The following is a 23,110-nucleotide window of genomic DNA, read 5'->3' on the forward strand; positions in this document are numbered from 1 at the left end:
TCACCTCGCGTCACGGCCTCGAATATTTCCGCGCCATCGCAAAGGGCTGGACACTTAGAGACGTGTGCATGCCGTAGACGCCTTCGCGGGAGAGGGTGACCTCGGCAGAAGCAATTGCTTCTACCTGACGGCAGCGGCCGGGTGAGGGTGGTTGCGTCCGCCCGCGCCGAGCATTCGCGCTGGAATAGATAGCCCAGTCCGCTTCAAAAAGCGGACGAGGGTTTACGCGCACAGCGAGATCAGCTTCGTCCCCATTCCCCATTCCCCATTCGCCGCTCGCTGCTCGACGGCTTCAACCGGAAACATTCCTGCCCTAGCATTCCGTCCTCCCTCGGCTGGGGCTGGCCTCATGATCGCAGACTATCTCTCGGGTTTTCCCGCCTTCCTGGCGCATTTTGTTCTGGCGATCGGTTTCGTCGCCATTTTCATCTGGATCTATACCTGGATCACGCCGCATGACGAGATCGCCCTGATGCGTCAGGGCAATGTCGCCTGCGCCATCGCCTTCACCGGCAGCATTGTCGGGTTTTCGTTTCCGCTGGCGAGCGCCATCGAATATTCGGTGTCGATCCTCGACAATACGATCTGGGCCGCCGTGTCGCTGCTGGTGCAGCTCGGGGTCTATCTGATCGTGAAACTTGTGTTCAAGGATCTGTCGAAGCGGATCGAAAACGGCGAACTTCCGGCCGCGATCTGGCTGGCCGGCGTGTCCATTGCCGGCGGCCAGCTGGCCGCGGCATCCATGACCACCTGAGGCGCGCCATGACCATGGGCTCTCCGCATCCCAATCCCGATCAGAAGCGCTCGCGCCTGCTGTCGCCGGCGGGCATCGGCGCCGTCGCGGTCGTTGGTGTCGGCGCCCTGGCCGTGACCAATGGCTTCGGCCTTGGCGGCCAGCGCAATTGCAACACGACGAACCGCATCGCCACGACGGTCCAGCAATGCGAGGCATCGGTCCCGGGGCCGAGCTGCGCGGCGGCCTTTGCCGGCGGGGTGGCGGCCGTCGGGCTGACCCAGACCACCACCGGCGGCTGGCAGCATCAGCCCCTGCGCGTGGCCTCCGGCGGCGGTTATGTCGACATGGCCGGGCGGACCTTCGCCGTCGGCCGGTCATGCCGGTCGTCCTCGTCCGGGTCCTATTATTTCTGGGGCAGCGGCAACAATTCCAGCGCGGGATCGTCGAGCCTGTCGAGCAATCAGAGCCAGAGCGTCCAGCGTGCCGGCTTCGGCTCGACGGCCCGCGGCATGTCCGGTTCGAGCGGGGGCTGAGCGATGCAGCGCAAGACCATGGCGGAGCGGCCGAACTGGCGCGCGCTCGCCGACGAATACGGCTTTGCCTATGCGATGCCGGATGGCGAGCGCTATTGGGACGAAAGTGCCGCCTACCTGTTCACGCTCCGCGAGATCGAGGACGATCTCGAACATGCCGCGGAAGAAATGGTGGCGCTGTGCGGCGAATTCGTCGGCAAGGCGGTGCGCGACGAAGCCTATCTGAAACGCCTCAACATCCCCTCGAATTTCTGGAACTGGATCGCCGAGAGCTGGAACCGGTCGGATCCGAGCCTCTATGGCCGGTTCGATTTCGCCTATGGCGGCAACGGCCCGCCCAAGCTGCTCGAGTTCAACGCCGACACGCCGACCGCGCTCTACGAGGCCGCGGTGTTCCAGTGGCTCTGGCTGGAGGATCGCATGGCGGCCGGCGCGCTGCCGGCGGGCGCCGACCAGTTCAACAGCCTGCACGACAAGCTGATCGCCCGTTTCGCCGCCTGGCCACGTTTTGGCCCGCTGCACCTGACCGCCTATTCCGCCGAGATCGAGGATCGCAAGACCGTCGAATATCTCTCGGAATGCGCGACCGCGGCCGGCCACAAGGTGGTGCTGATCGACATTGCCGATATCGGCCGCGACGGCCAGGGCCGTTTCGTCGACGAACAGGGCAGGGCGATCCAGACCCTGTTCAAGCTCTATCCCTGGGAGTGGCTGATCCACGAGCCGTTCGGCACCTCCATTCCGCTCGCCTCGACGGCGTGGATCGAGCCGGCCTGGAAGATGCTGCTGTCGACCAAGGCGATCCTGCCGGAGCTCTGGCGGCTGGCGCCTGGCCATCCGAACCTGCTCGAGGCCTATTTCGAGGAGGATCCGGCGGCGAAGTCGCTCGGCGATACCTATGTGGCGAAACCCATCCTGTCGCGCGAGGGCGCCAATATCGAGATCTGCAAGCGTGGCATCACGGCGGTGGCGCCCGAAGGTCCCTATCGCAACCAGCCGCGCATCCTGCAGGCGCTGGCCCCCGATGCGGTGTTCGACGGCATGCGGCCGGTGATCGGCTCATGGATCGTCGACGACCAGCCGGCCGGCATCGGCATCCGCGAGGACAAGGGACTGGTCACCGGCAATATGTCGCGCTTCGTGCCCCACGCGATCGTCGGTTGATCCCGCGGCCACGGTCTGCCAGAACCCTCTCCGATCCGGAGAGGCCCATGACCGCACAAACGACCGTTACCGTCGGTTCCGTCCGCTTTGGCAATCGGCTGCCCCTGGCGCTGATCGCCGGTCCCTGCGCCATGGAAAGCCGGGCGCATGCGCTCGAAGTGGCCGCGGCGCTGAAGGAGATCGCGCAGCGCGCCGGCATCGGGCTCGTCTACAAATCCTCGTTCGACAAGGCGAACCGGACCTCCGGAAAGTCTTCCAGGGGCATAGGCCTGAAGGCGGCCATGCCGATCTTCGCCGAAATCAAGGAGGCGCTCGGCCTGCCCGTGGTCACCGATGTCCACGAGATCGAACAATGCGCGCCGGTCGGCGAGGTCGTCGACATCCTGCAGATTCCGGCCTTTCTGTGCCGCCAGACCGACCTGCTGGTCGCCGCCGCCCGGACCGGCCGGGTGGTCAATGTCAAGAAGGGCCAGTTCCTGGCCCCCTGGGACATGGCCAATGTCGCGGCCAAGGTGACCGAGACGGGCAATCCCAATGTGATGGTGACCGAGCGTGGCGCCTCCTTCGGCTACAACACGCTGGTCACCGACATGCGCGGCCTGCCGATCATGGCCGAGACCGGCGCGCCGGTGATCTTCGACGCCACCCATTCGGTGCAGCAGCCTGGCGGCAAGGGTGCGTCGTCGGGCGGCCAGCGCGAATTCGTGCCGGTGCTGGCGCGCGCGGCGGTGGCGGTCGGCGTTGCCGGCGTGTTCATCGAAACCCATCCGGACCCGGACAAGGCGCCGTCCGACGGCCCCAACATGGTGCCCTTGCACGAAATGGAAGGCCTGCTGAAGACCCTGGTCGCCTTCGACCGCCTCGCCAAAGGGCTGAACTGATCGCAAGATCACCGCCTGCTCGAATCGGATGCCTTCGATGACTGACCGCACCTGCCTGTCCGTCGTGCTCGCCGCAGGCGAAGGCACGCGCATGAAATCGGCCAAACCCAAGGTGCTTCACGAGATCGCCGGCCTGTCGATGGTCGGCCATGTGCTGAACGCGGTCGCCGACGCCGGCGGCACGGCGGCGGCCGTGGTGGTCGGTCCGGGCCGCGACGACGTCGCGGCGGAGGCGCGCCGGCTGGTGCCGTCGGCGACGATCCACATCCAGACCGAGCGGCTGGGAACGGCCCATGCCGTCCTGCACGCCGAGACCGAACTCGCCAAGGGTTATGACGACGTGATCGTCGCCTTCGGCGATACGCCGCTGGTGGCGCCCGAGACCTTCGGCCGCCTGCGTTCGGCGGTGGCGGCGGGTGCCGCGGTGGTGGCGCTCGGCTTCGAGGCGGCCAATCCGTTCGGTTACGGCCGGCTGGTGGTCGAGCACGGCCGGCTGACGCGGATCGTCGAGGGCAAGGACGCGACCGAGGACCAGCGGCGCATCAGGCTGTGCAATGGCGGCCTGATGGCGCTGAGCGGGGCCCATGCGCTGGCGCTCCTGAAGCGCATCGGCAACGTCAATGCCAAGGGCGAATATTACCTGACCGACATTGTCGAGCTGGCGCTGGCCGAAGGGCTGTCGACCGCGATCGTGGAAGCGCCGGAAGAAGAGGTCCGCGGCGTCAACGACCGTATCCAGCTCGCCGAGGTCGAGGCGATCGCGCAGGGGCGGCTGCGCGAGACGGCGATGCGCTCCGGCGTCAGCATGACGGCACCCGAGACCGTGTTCATGAGCTATGACACCCGGTTCGGCCAGGACGTCTTCCTGGAGCCGCATGTGGTGTTCGGCCCGGGCGTCAGCATCGACAGCGACGTCACCATCCGGGCCTATTCGCATCTTGCCGGCTGCCATGTGGCCTCGGGTGCCGTGATCGGGCCGTTCGCGCGGATCCGGCCGAAGAGCCGCATCGGCGAGAAGGTCCATATCGGCAATTTCGTCGAGGTGAACCGCAGCGTGCTCGGGGCGAAGGTCGAAGCCAATCACCTGGCCTATCTCGGCGACACCACGGTCGGCGAGGGCAGCAATATCGGCGCGGGCACCATCACCTGCAATTTCGACGGCGCCGACAAGAACCCCACCGTCATCGGCCGGGATGTCTTCGTCGGCTCGAATTCGACGCTGATCGCCCCCCTGACCATTGGCGACGAGGTGCTGATCGCGGCCGGCAGCACGATCAGCCAGGATGTCGAGGCCGGCGCGCTGGCCTTCGGCCGGCCGCGCCAGGCGGCCTTGCCGGGCCGCGGCGCCGAGAAGGTCCGCGCCAACAAGGTGAAGCGGGCCGCACGCAAGGCGCGTGGCGGGTAGGGCGAAGAGTGGTTGGCCCTGCACGAAGGTCGGCCGTCCTTCGAGGCTCGCTTCGCTCGCACCTCAGGATGAGGTTTGTCGTGTATGGCATTGACGCGGCTCATGAAGCGCGATCGATGAAGCGCATCTGGCACCGCCAGAGTTGCAACTCCCAACAGTCCTCATCCTGAGGTGGGAGCGAAGCGACCCTCGAAGGACGGCCGACCGTCGTGCCGCGCAACAAGCGGCACCCAGCGCCTTACTGCCGGCTCATGTTCCAGAACACCGTCACCGGCGCCGGCACGACACCCGTGATGTTGCTGCGCGTGGCCATGCGGTCGCGCCTCTGGCCGAGCGGCACCATGGGCGTCCATTCGATCGCCCGCCGCTGCACGGCCGCCGCGATCTCCTTCTGCCTGATAGGATCGGTCTCGCGGCCGAAGCTGTCGCGCAGGCGTTCCATCTCGGGATCGCAGGGCCAGCCGATCATGGCCCGTTCGCAACGCGAATTGAGGAAGCCGTTCATGACGGGATCGAGAATGTCGGCGGCGCTCCAGGACGAGGCATAGGCGCTCCAGCCGCCGGCATTGGCCGGATCGCGCTTCTGCAGCCGGGAAACGAGGGTCGCCCAGTCCATCGCCTGCATGTCGACGACGAAGCCGGCGCGCTCGAGCAGGGCCTTGGCGACCGGCGCGAGGTTGGCGAGCGAGGCGACATCGGTCGCGTGCAGCAGCACGATCGGCGTGCCGTCATACCCCGCCTCCTTGAGGAGTTCGCGGGCGCGCCTGGAATTGCCTTCGAGCAAGCCGTCCATGCCGGCCTCCGTCATCAGGCGCGACGGGCAGACGAAGATCGAGCGGCAGACCGAATAGAATTCCGGATTGCCGACGGTCGCCTGCAGGAAGTCCTCCTGGTTCAGGGCATGCCAGAGAACCCGGCGGATGCGCGGGTCGTCGAAGGGTTTCTGCAGGTGGTTGGGACGGAAGCTGTACTGGCTGCCCAGGGGATTGGCGCTCCACATGCGAATGGCGCGGTCGGCCTCGAGCAGCGGCGCCTGATCGTGGGGCACCGCCTCCAGCACGTCGATTTCGCCGGCGAGCAGGGCGTTCACCGCCTGCTGCTGGTCGGCCAGCACCAGCCATTCGATCCGGTCGAAACGGGCGACCTTGCCGCCGGCGAGCGCCGACGGCGGCTCGGCGCGCGGCCTGTAGCGGTCGAAGCGGACATAGACCGCCTTGTTGCCCGGCCGCCATTCGTCGCGCCTGAACATGAACGGTCCGGAGCCGATGACCTCGGAGATCTGCACCGTCGGCGGCGTCTCGGCGAAACGCTTGGGCATCATGAAGGGCACGGTGGAGGAGGGCTTGCCGAGCGCATAGATCAGCAGGCCGGTCTTCTCCTTCAAGGTGATGGTGAAGCTGTCGGCGCCGGTGGCGGTCATGTCGGCGACGAAACCCAGCACGGTCTGGCCGAGCGTGTCGCGGGCGCCCCAGCGCCGGATCGAGGCGATGCAATCTTCCGCGGTCACCGGCTGGCCGTCATGCCAGAGCAGGCCTTCGCGCAGCTTGAAGGTATAGGTCAGCCCATCCGCCGAGGCCTCCCAGCGGTCGACCATCTGGGGTTTGATCTCGCCATTCGCATCCATCGCGAACAGCGTGTCGTATACCATGTAGCCGTGATTGCGGGTGATGTAGGCCGTCGAGAAGATCGGGTCGATGGCCCGCACATCCGCATGCATGGCCACCCGAAGGACGGTCTGGGCGGAGGCCTCGAGCCCCCACAGGCAGGATGCGAGCGCCAGGATGGTCCAGGCGAGGGACCTCTTCAGGAATGTCATGATGGATTGTCCCCCGATGAATCTCGCCTGGCGGCGACGATCGATGTCGGCCAGCCGATTAGCACCGGCGCCGCGACCTGTCTCCCGTCGCGTGGGGAAGGTCTTGGCATGACGCTACGTGAGGATTATTGGGCGGATCAAGTGTATTGATTCGCAATACGTTTTCGACCAGACCTTGTGACGCCACCCTGTCTCAATCCGAAACATCAATTCATTTCAGTCGGATATGTCTTCGCCGTTAAACGGACCTTGGTAACGGACCGGCTATCGGTAGCCGGATTCGGATGGAGCTATCAGCATGTGTGGGATCATCGGCATCCTCGGCAAGGACCCTGTCGCGCCGCAACTCCTCGACAGCCTGAAGCGCCTCGAATATCGCGGTTATGATTCGGCCGGGGTCGCGACGCTGGAGAAGGGCGTGCTGGTGCGCCGGCGCGCCGAGGGCAAGCTGCGCAACCTGCAGGCCGTGCTGGCGCGCGAGCCGCTGGAAGGCCGCATCGGCATCGGCCACACCCGCTGGGCGACCCATGGCGCGCCGACTGAGGTCAATGCCCATCCACATGCCTCCGAAGGCGTGGCGGTGGTCCATAACGGCATCATCGAGAATTTCCGCGAGCTGCGCAGCGAGCTCGAAGCCAAGGGCGTGGTGTTTTCGACGCAGACCGACACCGAAGTGGTGGCGCATCTGGTCAGCCAGGAAATGAAGGCCGGCAAGAGCCCGGTGGAGGCGGTCGGCAACACGCTGCCGCGGCTGCGCGGCGCCTTTGCGCTGGCCTTCGTGTTCGAGGGCAACGAGGACCTGCTGATCGGCGCGCGCAAGGGCTCGCCACTGGCGGTGGGGTATGGCGAGGGCGAGATGTATCTCGGCTCGGATGCCATTGCGCTCGCCCCGTTCACCTCGGCGGTTGCCTATCTCGAAGAGGGCGACTGGGCGATCCTCGACCGCAAGTCGGTGGAGATCCGCGACGAGGCCGGCCAGACCGTGCACCGCCCGGTGATCCAGTCCTCCGCCTCGGCCTTCCTGGTCGACAAGGGCAATCACCGCCACTTCATGCTGAAGGAAATCTACGAGCAGCCTGAAGTGGTGGCGCGCACGACGGCGCATTACCTCGACATGGCCAATGGCAAGGTGCGGCTGCCGGCCGACCTGCCGTTCGACTGGGCCAAGCTGCCGCGCATCTCGATCGCCGCCTGCGGCACCGCCTATCTGGCCGGCCTCACCGCCAAATATTGGTTCGAGCGCTTCGCCCGCATCCAGGTCGACATCGATATCGCCTCGGAGTTCCGCTATCGGGAGACGCCGATGGTGCCTGGCGGCCTGATGATCGTGGTGTCGCAATCGGGTGAGACCGCCGATACGCTGGCCTCGCTCCGCTATGCCAAGGACAACGGCCAGCACGTCCTGGCCGTGGTCAATGTGCCGACCTCGACGATCGCGCGCGAAAGCCACATCGTCATGCCGACGCTGGGCGGACCGGAGATCGGGGTTGCCTCGACCAAAGCCTTCACCTGCCAGCTCGCGGTGCTGGCCTCGCTGGCGATCGCTGCCGGCAAGGGCCGCGGTTTCGTCGACGAGGCTGACGAGGACCGCCTGGTCCGCGCCATGATGGAAGCGCCGCGCTACATCAACGAGGCGCTGAAGCTGGAAAACGATATCGCGCAGATCGCCAAGTCGCTGTCCAAGGCGCGCAACGTGCTCTATCTCGGCCGCGGCACCAGCTTTCCGATCGCGCTCGAAGGCGCGCTGAAGCTGAAGGAACTGTCCTATATCCATGCCGAGGGTTATGCCGCCGGCGAGCTCAAGCACGGGCCGATCGCGCTGGTCGACGAGACCATGCCGGTCGTGGTCATCGCGCCCTATGACCGGATCTACGAAAAGACCGTCTCCAACATGCAGGAGGTGGCGGCGCGCGGCGGCCAGATCATCCTGGTGACCGATGAGAAGGGCGCCGAGCACGCCGCGGTCGACACGACCGCCACCATCGTGATGCCGGACCTGCCCGCCATCATCACCCCGCTGGTCTATGCGGTGCCGATCCAGCTGCTCGCCTATCACACGGCGGTCGAGATGGGCACGGATGTCGACCAGCCGCGCAACCTGGCCAAGAGCGTCACGGTGGAGTGACGCGGGCGCGGCTGCGGCAGGGCCCACCGCTCGTCATCCCCGGGGCTTGGCCCGGGGATCCACCATTCAACAGGCAACACGTCGTGGACATCAGGGACAAGCCCTGCCAGGACGATCCAAGACCTCGCTGGAGCGAGTTCTCAAACGGGCCGCTCAAACCTTGCCGCGCGCCCTGACGATGCGCACCGAGACCACCACGACATAACAGGCGAACAAGGCCGCGAGCGTCGCCGGCAGGCCGTTTGGCGGCCACAGGTCCATGCCGATGCCGGCCATTGGCGGCCCGACGATCAGCCCGACCGAATACATCACGATGAAGGCGGCATTGGCCTGGGCGAGATCGGCGCCGCGAAAGCGGCTGCCGAGATGGGTGAGGCCGACCGTATAGAGCGCCGAGACGATGCCGCCCCAGGCGAACAGCAGCACCATCAGCGCCGCGCGCGGCATCGCGACGGCGGCGATGAGCGCCATGCCGACGGCGCCCGCGATGCCGCAGGCCAGGAGGACGAGGCGCCGGTCGACGCGATCGGCGATGAGGCCGATCGGGATCTGGAACAGCAGGTTGCCGAGTGCGACCAGCGAAATGAGCGTCGCGGCGCCGGCGGCGTCGAAACCGACGGATGTGCCATAGAGCGGCAGCAGGGCGAAGGCTCCGGTTTCGGCGGCGCCGAAGACCAGCGCCGCCAAGGTCGCGGCCGGCGCTGCCCACAGGAAGCTGGCGAAGCCGCGTGACGGTTTCTCGTCGATGGTCGGCGCCATGCCCTTGGCGAGCGCCACCGGCAGCGCCGCCAGTGCGAACAGGGCCGAGCCGACCCAATAGGGCGTGGCGCCCGATGTGCCGACCAGGCTCAGGATCTGCGGACCGGCGGCGAAGCCGAGCGACAGCGCGGTGGCATAGATGCCCAGCACCAGGCCGCGGCGGGCTTCGGGCGCGACCGCGTTGATCCAATATTCCGACAGGACGAACAGCACGGCCAGCGCCGCGCCGAAGGCGAAGCGCAGCGGGAACCAGGCCCATAACGGCTCGATCACCAGGAAACCGAGAAACGACATGACCCCGAGCGCGATGGCCGCCGCCAGCACGGAGCGAACGCCATAGCTGCGGGCCCAGCCCGAGATGAACGGCGCGAAGACGATGGTGGCGACCCCGCCCATGGCGGTGTTGAGCCCGATCATGGTGCGCGAGGCGCCCTTGGCGTCGAGCGCGAAGGACAGAAGCGGGATCGACAGCGACAGGCCGAGGCCGACCGCGACGATGCAGGCGACCGCGGCTCCGATCGACAGGACGAGGCGGCGGGTTTCAGGCGCAGGGGTGGTGGCGATGCTGGTCATGGTTGCGGCGTGTCATGGCCGGGCAACACGGCCATGACAAGGCGGCGCCGCGAAGAGCAGCCCGGCAGCCGACCGCGCCGGCCTCGGCGGGGCGGGCCGTGATCACCGGATGACAGGCAGATCGCGGCCCCCGCGGGCGATCGCCGGGGCGCCGGCCTGATGCCGGGCGAGCCTCGGTCGGCACGCCGGCGGGCCGGGTTCCGTACGGTTGTTGATGTCGATCTGTGCAATCACAGGTGTTGCGACAAAGACGGTCCGGGATATCCGGATTTCGCGGCTTGACGGGCTAAATCGCGCATGTAATCGTTGTCATGCTTCATTTTTAGCTGAAGTCAGGGTTCAAGCTGCATGGCTGTGACGGCACAGATTGGCGACGCGGGTATCGGCCGGAAGGCCGAGGGGCGCTCGATCGTCCTCGATCAGATCGAGAAAATGTATGGTGGCACCGGCGGCGTGCGCGCGATCGCGCCGTTGAGCGTCGCGCTGCGGGCGGGCGAAGCCGTCAGCATCGTCGGGCCGAGCGGCTGCGGCAAAAGCACCCTGCTGCGGCTGATCGCGGGATTGGACATGCCGAGCCGCGGCGAGATCCGTTTCGGCGACAAGGCGGTCAAGGGGCCGGTCACCGATGTCGGCATCGTGTTCCAGCGCGACCTGCTGCTCGAATGGCGCAACGTGCTCGACAACGTGCTGCTGCCGGCCGAGATCAAGGGGCTGAGCGGAATGGAGCCGCGGGCGAGGGCGCTCCTGCAGGAATTCGGCGTCGCCGACTTCGCCGGGTCCTATCCCTGGCAGCTTTCGGGCGGCATGCGTCAGCGCGTGGCGATCGCCCGGGCTTTGCTCACCAATCCCTCCATGCTGTTTCTCGACGAGCCGTTCAGCGCGCTGGATGCCCTGACGCGCGATCAGATGAACGTGCTGCTGCAGCGGGTGCAGGCGAACCAGGGCGTGACGACGCTGCTGATCACCCACAGCATCCCGGAAGCCATCTTCTGCGCCGACCGGGTGCTCGTCATGTCGGGCCGGCCGGGCGCGATCATCGACGACATCGCCATTCCGTTCGAGCGCCCCCGGCGGCTCGCCCTTCGCGAAACCAGCGCGTTCACGGCCATTGGCCGCCGCGTTCGCGAGCAATTCGAGAAAGTCGGAGTTCTGGTCGGATGAGCGCTGTGGTGGGGACGGACGCCGCCAATGACGTCGAGCCGCGCGGCACGGCGCTGTTTCGCGGTCTCGGCAACATGGTCGCCGGCGTGCTCTGGCCGCTGATCAGCGGCGCATTGGGGCTGGCGCTGTGGGAGGGACTGGTACGGATCTTCAAGGTGCCGGTGTTCATCCTGCCGGCACCGTCGGTGGTGGTCGCCGCCATCGTGCAATACTGGTCCTATCTGTTGAGCCAGCTGGCGATCACGACCTTCGCCGCCGCGCTGGGCCTGGTCATGGCGGTCGTGCTGGGGCTGGCGGCGGGGGCGGCGATCAGCTCCTCGCGGCTGGTCGACCGGATGCTGACGCCCTGGCTGGTGATCGCGCACGCGGTGCCCAAAGTGGTCATCGCGCCCTTGTTCCTCGTCTGGTTCGGGTTCGGGCTGCAGAGCGAAGTGTTCTTCGTCGTGGCGTTCACCTTCTTTCCGGTCATCGTCAACACGGTGTCCGGGCTGAAATCGGCCGATCCGGAGCAGTTGACCATGGTGCGGGCCATGGGCGCGACGCGGGCGCAGACGCTGCGCAAGATCCAGTTTCCGAACGCGCTGCCGAGCATCTGCGCCGGCATCAAGCTGGCGGTGACGCTGGCGCCGGTCGGTGCCGTGATCGGTGAGTTCGTCGCCTCCAACAAGGGCCTCGGCCACCTCCTGATCCGGGCCGTCGGCGACATGGACACGCCGCTCGCCTTTGCCGCGGTGACGGTGTTCTCGATCTTCGGCGTCCTGTTGTGGCGCCTGGCGGAATGGGGCGAGCGCCTGGTCCTGCCGTGGCATCCGAGCCAGCGCGACGCCGCGCCGCTGCGCGCGACCAATGTCTGAACCTGAGGAGAGCTTTGTGGTCGAACGTGTTCCGGTTTCGCGCGCCCGTCTGCGCGCCGTCCTCTCGGCGGGCCTGCTGGCCCTGGGTCTGCTTGGCGCCGCGACCGTTCCGGCGACGGCGCAGGCGCGGGTGAAGGTGCTGCTCGACTGGGCCTGGCTGCCCTATCACGCTCCGTTCCTGATCGCCGAGGAGCGCGGCTTCTACCGGGAGGCCGGGCTGGCGGTCAGCCTCGAGCAGGGCCGCGGCTCGGCGACGACCGCGCTGCTGCTGTCGCAGGGCGGTTTCGACATCGCCCATCTCAACATCACTAACGCGGCCCAGATGATCGGCCGTGGCGGCGCCATCAAGATCGTCGGCCTGTACCAGCACAGGACGGCCGCGGCCTTCATCGGCATCCGCGGCCGGGTGAAGCTCGATGGCCCGGCATCGCTGCGCGGCCTGAAGATCGGCAGCACGCCGGGCGGATCCGACGCGCTCAGCCTGAAGATCTTCATGCGCGCCAACGGCATGAGCCCGGCCGACCTGAACGTCGTCTCGCTCGACTCCAATGCCAAGACGACCGCCCTGTTCGGCGGCAGCATCGATGTGGTGAGCGGCGACAGCCCGGCCTTCGACGCCTATGTCCGCGCCACCGGCCAGCAGCCCGAGACGCTGCATCTCGCCGATGCCGGCGTGCCGCTGCTCGGCTTCGGTTTTGCTGCCAACAGCGCGTTCCTCGGCCGCAGTCCCGAACTCGTCGGCAAGTTTCTCGCGGCCACCAGGCGCGGGTTCGTCGAGGCCGCACGTGACCCACAGGCAGCCTGCGAACTGATCCGGGCCAAGGTCCATCTCGCCGGCACGGTCGAGCGTTGCGTCGACTACTTCAAGGGATTGCTGGCGCTCTCGACCACGCCCACCGACCCGAGCTGGGGGCGCATGTCCGCGGAGGGATGGAACCGCCTGGCCACGACGCTTCAGGCGGTTGGCGAACTGCCGGCGGACGTCCAGGCGGCGCAGTATTACACCAATGATTTCGTGCCCCAGTGACCGGTTCCATGAGCCTGCCGGCGTCCCGGCCGCGTTCCCATGGACGCTACGACGCCATCATCATCGGCGGCGGCCATAACGGCCTGGTCGCGGCCGCCTATCTCGGTCGTGCCGGGCTGAAGACGCTGGTTCTCGAAGCCCGTCCGATGCTCGGCGGGCCCGGGGCGACCGTCGAGTTCATGCCCGGCTATTTCTCCTCGATCGCCAATTCGCCGGGCTCGCTCGAGCCGAAGATCGTGCGCGAGCTCGAACTCGAGCATTACGGCCTCACCTTCGTGCGGCCGGATCCGACCCTGGTGCAGCCGCTCGACCATGACCGGCTCTATGTCGGCTGGCGCGATCCGGCGCGTAACCAGGCACAGATCGAGGCTTTCGCTCCGGGCGAGGCTGCCCGCTACGACGCCTTTTTCGCCTATCTGCAGACATTCGCCGACCGCCTGGGCATTTCGATCTTCGAGCCGCCGCCGTCGCTGCAGCACCTGGTGCGCAACCTGACCCGCCTGGAGGACCAGGAGGCGTTCAGCCGGATCTTCTTCGGCAATGTCCGCGATCTCATGCAGGAATTCGAGCTGGCGCCGGAGACCCAGGCGCTGATCGCGCCGCTCGCGGTGGTCGGCGGCCAGGCCAGCCCGTCGACGCCGGGTACGCCGTTCAACCTGATGATGCGGCCCTTGTCGCTCGCCTCCCTCAGGGAAGGCGGCGCGCAGGATCCGCGGCTGATCCCGCTGCGGGGCTCCACCGGGCTGCCGGTTGGTGGTCTCGGCGCGATCATCGACGCGCTGCGGGCGAGCGTCCAGGCCCATGGTGGGGTGGTGCGGACCGGCGTCGGCGTCGCCACCATCAGGACACGCGGCGAAAGCGTCACCGGCGTCGTGACGAGCGAGGGCGACGAATATGAGGCGCCGCTCGTCATTTCCGCGATCAACCCGAAGACGACGGTGACGTTGCTCGACGATGCCGATCACTGGGGCGAGCTGAAGCCCAAGATGGAGCGCAAATCCATGCGCGGCCGGGCCTTCAAGGTGGTGCTGGCGCTCGACGGCATGCCGCGTTTCGCGGCGGCGGGGTCCGACGCCGAGGCCGAAATGCTGGCCAGCGCGCAGTTCCGCATCGCCCCGACGGTCGACTATATCGAGGAGGGGCATGCCGACATGCTGCTCGGCCGGCTGTCGCACAAGCCGGTCATCTGGGGCCTTTGCCCCTCGATGACCTCGCCGGAGCTCGCGCCGCCGGGCAAACATGTGCTGAGCATGAATGTCGGCAATGCGCCCTATCACCTGCGCGAGGGCACCTGGGCCGAGCAGCGCGACGTCTTCGCCAGGCGGGCGATCGCCAAGCTCGCGGAATACATGCCGTCGCTGCCGGGCCTGATCAACGACTACCGGGTCATCGATCCCACCCAGTTCGAAAGCCAGTTCGGCCTGGTCGAAGCCAATATCACCCATGGCGACACGCTGCCGCCGAACATGTTCTGGATGCGGCCGATGCCGGGCCTGCACGCCTATCGGACGCCGACCCGGGGGCTCTATCTCAGCGGCAACGGCACCTGGCCCGGCAATTACATTTCCGGGGTGTCCGGCCACAATACCAGCCGGGCCGTGCTGTCCGATCTCAAGCAAGGCCGGGCGACCGAAGCCTCCCAGGCGGCCGCGGCCGCGGTGAGCTGCCCATGACAAGCGTCCTTGCCGTTGCCAAACATGCCGGCGTGTCCACCGCCACGGTGTCGCGCGTCCTGCGAGGCTCGCTGCCGGTCTCCGACGAAACGCGGGCCCGCGTTCTCGCGGCGGTCGATGCGCTCGGCTATCAGCCGAACGAGATGGCGCGCAGCCTGCGCAGCGGCCGGGGGCGGGGGGTTGCGCTCGTCACCGGCGACATCGAGCAGGGTGTCTATGCGGCGCTGGCGCGCGATGTCCAGGCCGAGCTCGAGCCCATCGGCCTCGACCTCTTGCTGTTCAATCTCGGCCATCGCGAAGACCGGTTGCATCATTTGCTCGAACGCGCGCCGTCGCTCGGCCTGCGCGGCGTCCTGTTGTCGTCGCCGCATGTCATGGACATGGCGCGGATCGGCCCGGTGGTCGAGGCGGCGACGGCCGCCGGTGTCGACGTCCTGTCGGTCAGCCAGGACCTGAGCGATTTCGGCATCCGCTCCATCGTGCACGACAATCTCGGCGGGGCCGCCGCCGCCGTCCGGCACCTGTGCGGCCGCAACCTGGGACCGGTCGCCTTCATTGGCCGTATCGCGACATCGGCGATCGGCCGCACCCGCTTCGAGGGCTATCGCATGGGGCTCGCCGAGCAAGGGCAGGCGCTGGATCCGACCCTCGTCTGGGACATCTCCCAGGGCTATCGGGCTGACGCCGGCTACCGCGTCGTCGGCAAGGCGCTGGCGGACGGCCTGCGCTTCCGGTCGGTGGTCGCGGCCAGCGACGAACTCGCCATCGGCGGGATGGCGGCGGTCGCCGACCATGGCCTGTCGGTGCCCGGCGACATCGCCTTTTCCGGCTTCGGCAATCTCGAATGGGGCGTCTATTGCCGGCCATCGCTGACCAGTGTCGCGCAGGATACCGAAGCCATCGCGCGCGCCGTCGGACAGGCTTTCCGCGCCGGCGGCGACGGAGCGGCCGCCTGCCGCGTCATCCCCACCCAACTCATCGTGCGCCAATCGGCGTGAGCCTAAGACAGGGAGCAAAGCCATGTTGATCGATGGCCTCCAATGCGGACATTTCACCCGCGAGACGTTCGCCGAGCTGCGCCGGGCCGATGTCGGCGCCGTGACGGTGACCTGCGGATTCTGGGAGGGAACCGTCGAATCCCTCGATGCGCTGGCCCGCTGGCGCGATCTGGTGGCGGCCAATTCTGATCTGGTCGCCATTGCGACGACGGCCGGCGAGATCACGGCGATCGCGGCCGCCGGCCGGACCGCGATCGTGCTCGGCTATCAGAATTCCAACCTGCTCGAAGGCCGCATCCGCTTTGTCGAGCTTTTCGCGGAACTGGGCGTGCGGGTGATCCAGCTCACCTACAACAACCAGAATGAACTGGGCGCCAGCTGCTACGAGGCCCATGATTCCGGCCTGGCGCGCTTCGGCCGGGAGGTCATCCTGGAGATGAACCGGGCCGGCATCCTGGTCGACCTCTCGCATGTCGGCAACCGGACGACGCTGGACGCCATCGAGTGTTCGCAAAAGCCGGTTGCCGTCACCCACGCCAATCCCGACAGCCTGTTTCAGCACAAGCGCAACAAGACCGACGACGTGCTGAAGGCGCTGGCCGCGCGTGGCGGCGTGCTGGGTTGCGCCACCTATCGCAACATCACCGGCGATCATTATTCGAGCTCGCTCAGGGCCTGGTGCGAGATGGTGGCCAAGACGGTCGACATCATCGGCATCGATCACGTGGCAGTCGGCACCGACCGCAGCCACAATTTCACCAAGCCCGACTATGACTGGATGCGCATGGGGCGCTGGACCCGCAGCATCGACTATGGCGCGGCATCGGCGGCCAGGCCGGGCAAGGCGCCGCCGCCGTCCTGGTTCACCGAGGTCCATCATCTGGGTCTGCTGCCAGGCGGATTGCGGGATGTCGGCTTCGCGCCCGCCGAAGTCGAAAAGATAATCAGCGGCAATTGGTTGCGGCTATATTCCGAAGTGTTTTCTTCGGGGCGGTCGGCGCTGCCCGCCAAGACCGAATTCGTACAGAGTGATCCCGTGCTGGCCCTGTCCTGATGCCGTCGCGGCCGGGCGTTCGCCGCATGGCCCGCGCCCGTGGCCAGGGGGATCCGCCATTGAATCCCGGCCGGGCCCGTACCCGACGTTTCACCTCCCGAACTCCATTGCCGAGGCCCGAGCCTTCACCATGCAACATGCGACACAGTTCTATATCGATGGCCGCTGGATCGAACCGGCCGAACTGCGGCGGATCGCGGTCATCAACCCGGCCACCGAAAGCGCCTTCGCGGAGGTGTCGATCGGCAGCGCCGCCGATGTCGACCGTGCCGTCGCGGCGGCCCGGCGGGCCTTCGACGGTTTCTCCGGGACGACGGTCGCCGACCGCATCGCGCTGCTGCGCCGGATTCTCGCCGGTTTCGATGCGCGCCGCGACGAACTCGCCCGCATCGTCTCGATGGAAATGGGCGCGCCCCTCGCCTTCGCGAAGAGCGCGCAGGTGGCCAGCGGTCCAAACCATATCAATGAGATGATCCGCGTCCTCGAGAGCTTCCCATTCGACGTGGAGCACGAGCGAACCCTGGTCACCAAGGAGCCGATCGGTGTCTGCGCGCTGATCACGCCGTGGAACTGGCCGATCAATCAGGTCATCTGCAAGGTTGCGCCGGCGCTGGCCGCCGGCTGTACGATGGTCTTGAAGCCGAGCGAGATCGCGCCCCTGAGCGCGATCATCATGGCGGAAATCTTCGACGAGGCCGGGGTGCCGGCTGGGGTCTTCAACCTGGTCAATGGCGACGGCCCCGGCGTCGGAGCAGCGCTTGCCGCCCATCCCGATGTCGACATGGTGTCGATCACCGGGTCGACGCGGGCCGGCGTGCAGGTCGCCAAGGCAGCCGCCGACACGGTGAAGCGGGTGGCGCAGGAGCTCGGCGGCAAGTCGCCCAATATTTTCCTGCCCGACGCGGACTTCAAGCGGTGCACCGACCTGGGGGTGGCGCGCTGCTTCAGCAATACCGGCCAGTCCTGCAGCGCCGCCACCCGGCTCCTGGTGCCGGCCGACCGGCACGACGAGATCGCCACCTATGCCAAGGCCGCGGCGGCGACCTACAAGGTCGGCTTGCCGGATGCGGAGGGCACGGTGCTCGGTCCGCTGGTCAATGCCACGCAGTTCGACAAGGTCCAGCGCCTGATCGCAACGGGAATCGCCGAAGGCGCCGCGCTGATCACCGGTGGTCCGGGCCGGCCTGAAGGCCTCGACCGCGGCTATTTCGTGCGGCCGACGATCTTCGGCAATGTGCGTCCGGACATGGTGATCGCCCGCGAGGAGATCTTCGGGCCGGTCCTGGTGATCATGCCTTATGGCAGCGAGGACGAGGCCGTCGCCATCGCCAACGACACGCCCTATGGCCTGTCGGCCTATGTGCAGGGGGCGGACCTGGCGCGTGCGCGCCGCGTGGCGCGGCGGATCCGGGCCGGCAATGTCCATATCAACTATCCGCCGATCGACCGGGGCGCGCCGTTCGGCGGCTACAAGCAGTCCGGCAACGGCCGCGAGTGGGGGGCCTGGGGCCTCAACGAGTTCCTGGAGGTCAAGGCCATCATGGGATATGCGGCATGAGCGGATCGATGCGTGACGGGGACGGCGAGGAGCGGATCGCCCTCGACGTCCATGCCCACCTGGCCCCCGTCGTCGCCGATCGCCTGTCCGGCATGGCCGGCGTCGACTGGAGCGACGAGGCCGGCGCGATGACGATCGACGGCTATACCCTTGCCGCGAAATCGGTCTATCGGCCGGAGGCGCTGGTCGCCTGGATGGACGAGCACCGGGTGGATCGGGCCTGGATCTCGATCCCGCCGCCGCTCTATCGGCTCAACCTGGGTGAGGCGGATGCCCGCGACTGGACAGCCTATGCCAATGACGGGCTCGATGCCTATGCGGCGCGTCATCCCGATCGCCTCGCGCCGCTCTATCATCTGCCGGTGCAACATCCCGGGCTCGCCGCCGACGTCGCGGCCGAGCGTGCGATATCAGGAAAGCCGCGCTTCGCGATGCCGGCGGGCTCGCAAGAGCACAAGATTGCCCTTTGCGACCCCGCCTATGGCCGTTTGTGGTCGGTGCTGAACGCCCAGAAAGCCTTTCTTTTCCTGCATCCCTGCAAGGGCTGCGATCCGCGCTACGAGCCGTTCTATCTGCACAACCTCATGGGCAGCCCGGTCGAGACGGCGCTGGCGGCGGCACATCTCGCCATGTCGGGAGTGCTGGAACAGCACCCGGACCTGCGCATTTGCCTCGCCCATGGCGGCGGGGCTTCCGGTGCCATTGCCGGGCGTCTGGAGCGGGGCCAGGTCACCGGCCGTCCCGGCGCGGATACCGGCGCCGAAAGAGCGCGGCGGGCGTTCCGGCGCTTCTGCGTCGATTGCATCACCCATGATCGGGACGCGCTCGCGCTGGCGGCCGCCGTTCATGGTGACGATCACGTGCTGTTCGGCTCGGATTGGCCGTTTTCGATGGGCTTGCCCAATCCGCATCACCAGCTCGGCGACGTCGAGGCCGGGATGCGCCGGCGCATCTTCATCGACAATCCGACGGAGCTCGGTCTCCTCGACGACCCGGACTAAGCCGGCATCGGCGGCAAAAACGACCGAACTCGATCACCGCACTCGACCACCGAACCAAGCTTCGTCGTCTCGACAGATGACGAAGGCTCTCAGATTTCCCTGCGACGGAAGTTCCGGCGATTCTGACACGGAAGAGCGGCGAACCGTGGTTCGCCACTCAAATTGAATGGCATAGATGTCGGCTGGGCCAAATGCAGGGCGCCGGCCACGCTCCGAGCCGGACGGTGGCCCGGCACGATGACCGGTTTCGCCGCGCCCCTTCAGAGGACTTCGCGGCGGAATTCCTTGCGCACCATGAAATAGAACGGCACCGGCAGAAGCGGCGAAAAGCCCTTGGCGATGCGATCGCCGAGCTCTTCCAGGACCACCGTGGTGATGGTCGGCAGATCCTCGTGCAGCGCATCCTTCAGCGTCAGCCATTTCAGCTCGACCAGCTCGGCATGGGGACCGACGACGCCTTCGATCCGGTGCGCGACATGGTCGGCATCGCAGGCGAAGAAACGGGTGTCGAACCGTTTCGGCCGGCGTGGCGGGGTGATCGCGCGGGCGACGAACTGCAACGATTCGAGATCGGGAAACACGCCGTGTTCGGCGAAACCTTCCCAGCCCTTGGGCACGCCTTCGGGGGCGCCGGCATCCTTGGTGCCGAGCATCAGCCCGGTTTCCTCGAAGGTCTCGCGAATGGCGGTCAGCGCCAGCGAGCGGGCGCGCGACAGCGACGGACGCTGGACCCGCTTCATCAGCCGCTCCTCGGCATGGCTGTCGAGCGTGCCGAAAACCGGCATGCTGCGGTCGTCGGGATCACGCCGGCCGCCGGGGAAGACAAACTTGCCGGGCATGAATTTCAGGTCGTGCCGGCGCTTGCCCATCAGCACCTTCGGCTCGGGGCCGTTGCGGTCGATCAGGATGAGGGTGGCCGCGTCGACCGGCTTCTGGTTGGCCCAACGCTGCTCGCGCTCGGTCTTGGTCAGGCGTTCGGCAAGGGCCGTGCCTGGATTCGCTGTGCCCTGGTCGCTCATGGTCAGATGCTCGCTTCTTCTTTGGCTTCCGGGCTGTCGGGGTCGAAGCCGTGCATGCGCAGCGCCCATTGCAGCGCCACCACCAGGCCCTTGATCGGCGGCAGCAGGCCCAGGCACAGGGCCAGGGTCAGCGGCAGCCAGAGGATGAAATGGATCCACAGCGCCGGCTCGTAGCGCAGCTCGACCCACATCAGGAGCGGCACCACGATATGACCCACGACCATGATGGTCAGGTAGGGCGGGGCATCGTCGGCCCTGTGATGATAAAGCGCCTCGCCGCAGCGGTCGCAATGCGGCGCGACCTTCAGATAGGACGAAAACATCCGGCCTTCGCCGCAATTCGGGCAGCGGCAGAGCGCGCCACGCTTCAGCGCCGTCCACAGGTGACGCACGGGCCTGGTCGTCTCGGCGACGGGCGAACCCTGCAGGATCTGGACGGTCATCTGCGGCCCTTGCGTTTCCAGGACGGCTTCGCCGGCTTGTCGCCCGGACGCGCGCGCCGGCCATCGCCGAAGCCGTCATTGCGCCGGTTGTGCCCCCCTGATCCCTTGGGTGCAAGCCCGGCGCGGCCATCGCTCATCAGTTCGAAACGCAGGGCTCCGGCGACCGGGGCGGCTTCGACCAGCTTGACGGTGACGGGATCACCGAGCCGGTAGGTTTCGCCGGTGCGCGTGCCGACCAGCGCCTGCTGGCCTTCCTCGTAGCGGAAATAATCGCCGCCGATGGTGGAGGCCGGCACGAAGCCGTCGGCGCCGGTGTCGTCGAGCTTCACGAACAGGCCGGAGCGGGTCATGCCGGAAATGCGCGCGCCGAAGATGTCGCCGACGCGCTCGGAGAGATGGGCGGCGATCAGCCGGTCGATGGTCTCGCGTTCGGCGGCCATGGCGCGGCGCTCGGCCGCCGAGATTTCGGCGCCGATCTCGGAGAGCGCGGCGGCCTGGGCATCGGGCAGGCCGTCGGCGCCGAGCCCGAGCGCACGCACCAGGCCGCGATGCACGATCAGGTCGGCATAACGGCGGATCGGCGAGGTGAAATGGGCGTAGCGCCTGAGATTGAGGCCGAAATGGCCGATATTCTCGGGTGAATACTCGGCCTGCGACTGCGAGCGCAGCACCACCTGGTTGATCAGCTCGGTCGAGTCCGTGCCTTTGGCGCGCGCCAGGATCTGGTTGAAATTGGACGGCCGCAGCAGCGCCGCCTTGGGCAGGGAGATGTCCAGCGTCTGGAGGAACTCCTTGAGCGCCAAGAGCTTCTCGTAGCTCGGCACGTCATGGATCCGGTACATGCAGGGGATGCGATGCTTCTCCAATGTCTCGGCGGCGCAGACATTGGCGAGGATCATCATTTCCTCGATCAGCCGGTGGGCGTCGAGCCGCGCCGGCACCACGACCCGGTCGACCGTGCCGTCGGCCTTCAGCAGGATCTTGCGCTCGGGCAGGTCGAGGTCGAGCGGCTCGCGATCGTCGCGCGCCCGTTTCAGGGCGGCATAAGCCTCCCAGAGCGGTTTCAGGATCGGCTCGACAATGGTTTCGGTCGTCTCGTCCGGATGGCCGTCGACCGCTGCCTGGGCCTGGGCGTAGCTGAGCTTGGCGGCCGAGCGCATCAGGATGCGGTGGAACGCGTGCGACTTGCGCCGGCCGTCGGCGCGGATGATCACCCGGCAGGCCATGGCCGGGCGGTCCTCACGCGGCCGCAGCGAACACAGGTCGTTGGAAATGCGCTCGGGCAGCATGGGCACCACCCGGTCGGGGAAATAGACCGAATTGCCGCGGATCGCCGCCTCGCGGTCGAGCGCCGATCCCGGCCGCACATAGGCCGCGACATCGGCGATCGCGATGGTCACGATGAAGCCGCCGGCATTGTCGGGCGAGGGGTCCGGTTCGGCGTGAACCGCGTCGTCATGGTCCTTGGCATCCGCCGGGTCGATGGTGACCAGGGGCAATTCGCGCCAGTCCTCGCGGCCAGCGGGCGTCACCGGTTGCGCCCGCTCGGCCTCGGCCAGGGTATCGGCCCGGAAGACGTAGGGAATGCCGTGGACCTCGATGGCGATCTGCGAGATCGCCTTCTCACTGTTCAGATTGCCGAGCCGCTCGCGCACCTTGGCGACCGGCGCGCCGAAGCGCGAATTCCTGACGACGTCGACGGCGACCAGGTCGCCGTCGCGGGCTTCGCCCATGGCCTCCTCGGGAATATGCAGCTCCCGGCCGAGATTCTTCTTGTCGACCGGCATGAGCCGCCCGCCATGGCCGGGAACCGCGCGGAACACGCCGATCAGCCGGGCCCGGCCGCGATCGAGGATCTTCATGACCCGGGCGACGGGCCTGGGATCGTCGCTCGGCGCGCCGCCATCGGCGATGCGCACCAGCACCCGGTCGCCGAGACCCGGCACCGGGTCGCCCGGACGGGCCTTGCGCGGCACGGCGATGACGATGTCGGGGGCAGGGCCGTGCTCGGCCTCGTCCCATTCGGCAGGGCTGCCGACCAGGTCGCCCTCGGCGTCGCGGGTGGTCACGTCGACGACCAGGACGTTGGGCAGCGCGCCGGGCTTGTGCAGCTTGCCACGGCCCTTGGTGACCAGGCCTTCGCCGACAATGTCCTTGAGCAGGTGCTTCAGCGCGACCTTGTCGGCGCCGTGCAGGCCGAAATGACGGGCGACCTCGCGTTTGCCGATATGGCCGGTCTGCGTCGCGATGAAGGCGAGCACCTCTTCGCGGCTGGGCAGGCGGGAGAGGTGTTCGGTCTTCGGCTTACGGGGCAATGATCTCAGTTCCTG

Annotated in this window: 19 protein-coding genes; 14 read left to right on the forward strand and 5 right to left on the reverse strand. The window is 67.3% G+C overall.

All coding sequences use genetic code 11. From position 1 onward, the window contains the following. The first annotated feature begins 349 nt into the window (after positions 1-349). From AC07WJ_RS16040 to glmU, 5 genes are read left to right on the forward strand one after another with little or no spacing between them, the layout of a single operon-like run. Positions 350-754 (forward strand): DUF350 domain-containing protein, encoded by a 405-nt coding sequence (locus AC07WJ_RS16040; protein ID WP_494935616.1) that lies wholly within the window; start codon positions 350-352, stop codon positions 752-754. A gap of 8 nt (positions 755-762) precedes the next feature. Continuing rightward, the gene (locus AC07WJ_RS16045; RefSeq protein ID WP_494935617.1) at positions 763-1,269 is read left to right on the forward strand and encodes a hypothetical protein; all 507 of its coding nucleotides are present in this window, start codon (positions 763-765) and stop codon (positions 1,267-1,269) included. Positions 1,270-1,272: 3 nt separating this feature from the next. Beyond that, complete coding sequence (locus tag AC07WJ_RS16050) at positions 1,273-2,433, forward strand: glutathionylspermidine synthase family protein (RefSeq protein ID WP_494935618.1); 1,161 nt, start codon at positions 1,273-1,275, stop codon at positions 2,431-2,433. Positions 2,434-2,480: 47 nt separating this feature from the next. Further along, entirely contained in the window at positions 2,481-3,314 is an 834-nt protein-coding gene (gene kdsA, locus AC07WJ_RS16055; protein WP_494935619.1) for a 3-deoxy-8-phosphooctulonate synthase, read from the forward strand. 37 nt (positions 3,315-3,351) lie between these two features. Further along, a complete protein-coding gene (glmU, locus tag AC07WJ_RS16060; protein ID WP_494935620.1) occupies positions 3,352-4,719 on the forward strand; it encodes a bifunctional UDP-N-acetylglucosamine diphosphorylase/glucosamine-1-phosphate N-acetyltransferase GlmU in 1,368 nt (455 codons plus the stop codon). A gap of 238 nt (positions 4,720-4,957) precedes the next feature. On the opposite strand, the gene AC07WJ_RS16065 is transcribed toward glmU, so the two are convergent. Beyond that, complete coding sequence (locus AC07WJ_RS16065) at positions 4,958-6,535, reverse strand: ABC transporter substrate-binding protein (protein ID WP_494935621.1); 1,578 nt, start codon at positions 6,533-6,535, stop codon at positions 4,958-4,960. A 298-nt stretch (positions 6,536-6,833) separates the two neighbouring features. Between AC07WJ_RS16065 and glmS the strand changes: the two genes are divergently transcribed. After that, on the forward strand, positions 6,834-8,660 hold the full coding sequence (gene glmS / locus AC07WJ_RS16070; RefSeq protein WP_494935622.1) for a glutamine--fructose-6-phosphate transaminase (isomerizing): 1,827 nt from the start codon (positions 6,834-6,836) through the stop codon (positions 8,658-8,660). A 153-nt stretch (positions 8,661-8,813) separates the two neighbouring features. Here the strand turns inward: glmS and AC07WJ_RS16075 are convergent, their stop codons facing one another. Next, positions 8,814-9,992, reverse strand: coding sequence for an MFS transporter (locus tag AC07WJ_RS16075; protein ID WP_494935623.1), 1,179 nt, complete (start codon positions 9,990-9,992; stop codon positions 8,814-8,816). A gap of 348 nt (positions 9,993-10,340) precedes the next feature. Here AC07WJ_RS16075 and AC07WJ_RS16080 point away from each other — a divergent pair, with 348 nt between their 5' ends. The 8 genes from AC07WJ_RS16080 (at position 10,341) to AC07WJ_RS16115 (ending at position 19,318) form a co-directional block, all read left to right on the forward strand. Next, a complete protein-coding gene (locus AC07WJ_RS16080) occupies positions 10,341-11,153 on the forward strand; it encodes an ABC transporter ATP-binding protein (protein WP_494935624.1) in 813 nt (270 codons plus the stop codon). After that, positions 11,150-12,007: an ABC transporter permease gene (locus AC07WJ_RS16085; protein WP_494935625.1), complete on the forward strand. Its 858-nt coding sequence runs from the start codon at positions 11,150-11,152 to the stop codon at positions 12,005-12,007. Before AC07WJ_RS16080 ends, AC07WJ_RS16085 begins: the two co-directional genes overlap by 4 nt. A gap of 16 nt (positions 12,008-12,023) precedes the next feature. Further along, the gene (locus tag AC07WJ_RS16090; protein WP_494935626.1) at positions 12,024-13,034 is read left to right on the forward strand and encodes an ABC transporter substrate-binding protein; all 1,011 of its coding nucleotides are present in this window, start codon (positions 12,024-12,026) and stop codon (positions 13,032-13,034) included. A gap of 8 nt (positions 13,035-13,042) precedes the next feature. Then, the gene (locus AC07WJ_RS16095; RefSeq protein WP_494935627.1) at positions 13,043-14,707 is read left to right on the forward strand and encodes a phytoene desaturase family protein; all 1,665 of its coding nucleotides are present in this window, start codon (positions 13,043-13,045) and stop codon (positions 14,705-14,707) included. After that, the gene (locus AC07WJ_RS16100) at positions 14,704-15,705 is read left to right on the forward strand and encodes a LacI family DNA-binding transcriptional regulator (protein ID WP_494935628.1); all 1,002 of its coding nucleotides are present in this window, start codon (positions 14,704-14,706) and stop codon (positions 15,703-15,705) included. The genes AC07WJ_RS16095 and AC07WJ_RS16100 overlap by 4 nt, the downstream gene beginning before the upstream one ends. A gap of 22 nt (positions 15,706-15,727) precedes the next feature. After that, on the forward strand, positions 15,728-16,759 hold the full coding sequence (locus AC07WJ_RS16105; RefSeq protein ID WP_494935629.1) for a membrane dipeptidase: 1,032 nt from the start codon (positions 15,728-15,730) through the stop codon (positions 16,757-16,759). Between the two features lie 130 nt (positions 16,760-16,889). Then, a complete protein-coding gene (locus AC07WJ_RS16110) occupies positions 16,890-18,317 on the forward strand; it encodes an aldehyde dehydrogenase family protein (protein ID WP_494935630.1) in 1,428 nt (475 codons plus the stop codon). Continuing rightward, positions 18,314-19,318, forward strand: coding sequence for an amidohydrolase family protein (locus AC07WJ_RS16115; RefSeq protein WP_494935631.1), 1,005 nt, complete (start codon positions 18,314-18,316; stop codon positions 19,316-19,318). The genes AC07WJ_RS16110 and AC07WJ_RS16115 overlap by 4 nt, the downstream gene beginning before the upstream one ends. Before the next feature lie 260 nt (positions 19,319-19,578). Here AC07WJ_RS16115 and AC07WJ_RS16120 read toward each other — a convergent pair whose 3' ends face one another. The 3 genes from AC07WJ_RS16120 to rnr are packed head-to-tail and all read right to left on the reverse strand — an operon-like array spanning position 19,579 to position 23,095. Further along, complete coding sequence (locus AC07WJ_RS16120; protein ID WP_494935632.1) at positions 19,579-20,337, reverse strand: NUDIX hydrolase; 759 nt, start codon at positions 20,335-20,337, stop codon at positions 19,579-19,581. Between the two features lie 2 nt (positions 20,338-20,339). Beyond that, complete coding sequence (locus AC07WJ_RS16125) at positions 20,340-20,780, reverse strand: DUF983 domain-containing protein (RefSeq protein WP_494935633.1); 441 nt, start codon at positions 20,778-20,780, stop codon at positions 20,340-20,342. After that, positions 20,777-23,095 carry a ribonuclease R gene (gene rnr / locus AC07WJ_RS16130; protein ID WP_494935634.1) on the reverse strand — a complete coding sequence of 773 codons (2,319 nt, stop codon included), beginning with the start codon at positions 23,093-23,095 and terminating at the stop codon, positions 20,777-20,779. Before rnr ends, AC07WJ_RS16125 begins: the two co-directional genes overlap by 4 nt. Positions 23,096-23,110: the final 15 nt, after the last annotated feature.

Source organism: Phreatobacter sp. GW821-FHT04C01 (assembly GCF_059420385.1).

Coding starts and splice junctions, on each gene's coding strand:
- AC07WJ_RS16105 (WP_494935629.1), top strand. CDS start 15,728: ATGTTGATCGATGGCCTCCAATGCGGACATTTCACCCGCGAGACGTTC.
- AC07WJ_RS16045 (WP_494935617.1), top strand. CDS start 763: ATGACCATGGGCTCTCCGCATCCCAATCCCGATCAGAAGCGCTCGCGC.
- AC07WJ_RS16095 (WP_494935627.1), top strand. CDS start 13,043: ATGAGCCTGCCGGCGTCCCGGCCGCGTTCCCATGGACGCTACGACGCC.
- AC07WJ_RS16125 (WP_494935633.1), bottom strand. CDS start 20,780: ATGACCGTCCAGATCCTGCAGGGTTCGCCCGTCGCCGAGACGACCAGG.
- AC07WJ_RS16115 (WP_494935631.1), top strand. CDS start 18,314: ATGAGCGGATCGATGCGTGACGGGGACGGCGAGGAGCGGATCGCCCTC.
- AC07WJ_RS16120 (WP_494935632.1), bottom strand. CDS start 20,337: ATGAGCGACCAGGGCACAGCGAATCCAGGCACGGCCCTTGCCGAACGC.
- glmS (WP_494935622.1), top strand. CDS start 6,834: ATGTGTGGGATCATCGGCATCCTCGGCAAGGACCCTGTCGCGCCGCAA.
- kdsA (WP_494935619.1), top strand. CDS start 2,481: ATGACCGCACAAACGACCGTTACCGTCGGTTCCGTCCGCTTTGGCAAT.
- AC07WJ_RS16075 (WP_494935623.1), bottom strand. CDS start 9,992: ATGACCAGCATCGCCACCACCCCTGCGCCTGAAACCCGCCGCCTCGTC.
- AC07WJ_RS16065 (WP_494935621.1), bottom strand. CDS start 6,535: ATGACATTCCTGAAGAGGTCCCTCGCCTGGACCATCCTGGCGCTCGCA.
- glmU (WP_494935620.1), top strand. CDS start 3,352: ATGACTGACCGCACCTGCCTGTCCGTCGTGCTCGCCGCAGGCGAAGGC.
- AC07WJ_RS16085 (WP_494935625.1), top strand. CDS start 11,150: ATGAGCGCTGTGGTGGGGACGGACGCCGCCAATGACGTCGAGCCGCGC.
- AC07WJ_RS16100 (WP_494935628.1), top strand. CDS start 14,704: ATGACAAGCGTCCTTGCCGTTGCCAAACATGCCGGCGTGTCCACCGCC.
- AC07WJ_RS16080 (WP_494935624.1), top strand. CDS start 10,341: ATGGCTGTGACGGCACAGATTGGCGACGCGGGTATCGGCCGGAAGGCC.
- AC07WJ_RS16050 (WP_494935618.1), top strand. CDS start 1,273: ATGCAGCGCAAGACCATGGCGGAGCGGCCGAACTGGCGCGCGCTCGCC.
- AC07WJ_RS16110 (WP_494935630.1), top strand. CDS start 16,890: ATGCAACATGCGACACAGTTCTATATCGATGGCCGCTGGATCGAACCG.
- AC07WJ_RS16040 (WP_494935616.1), top strand. CDS start 350: ATGATCGCAGACTATCTCTCGGGTTTTCCCGCCTTCCTGGCGCATTTT.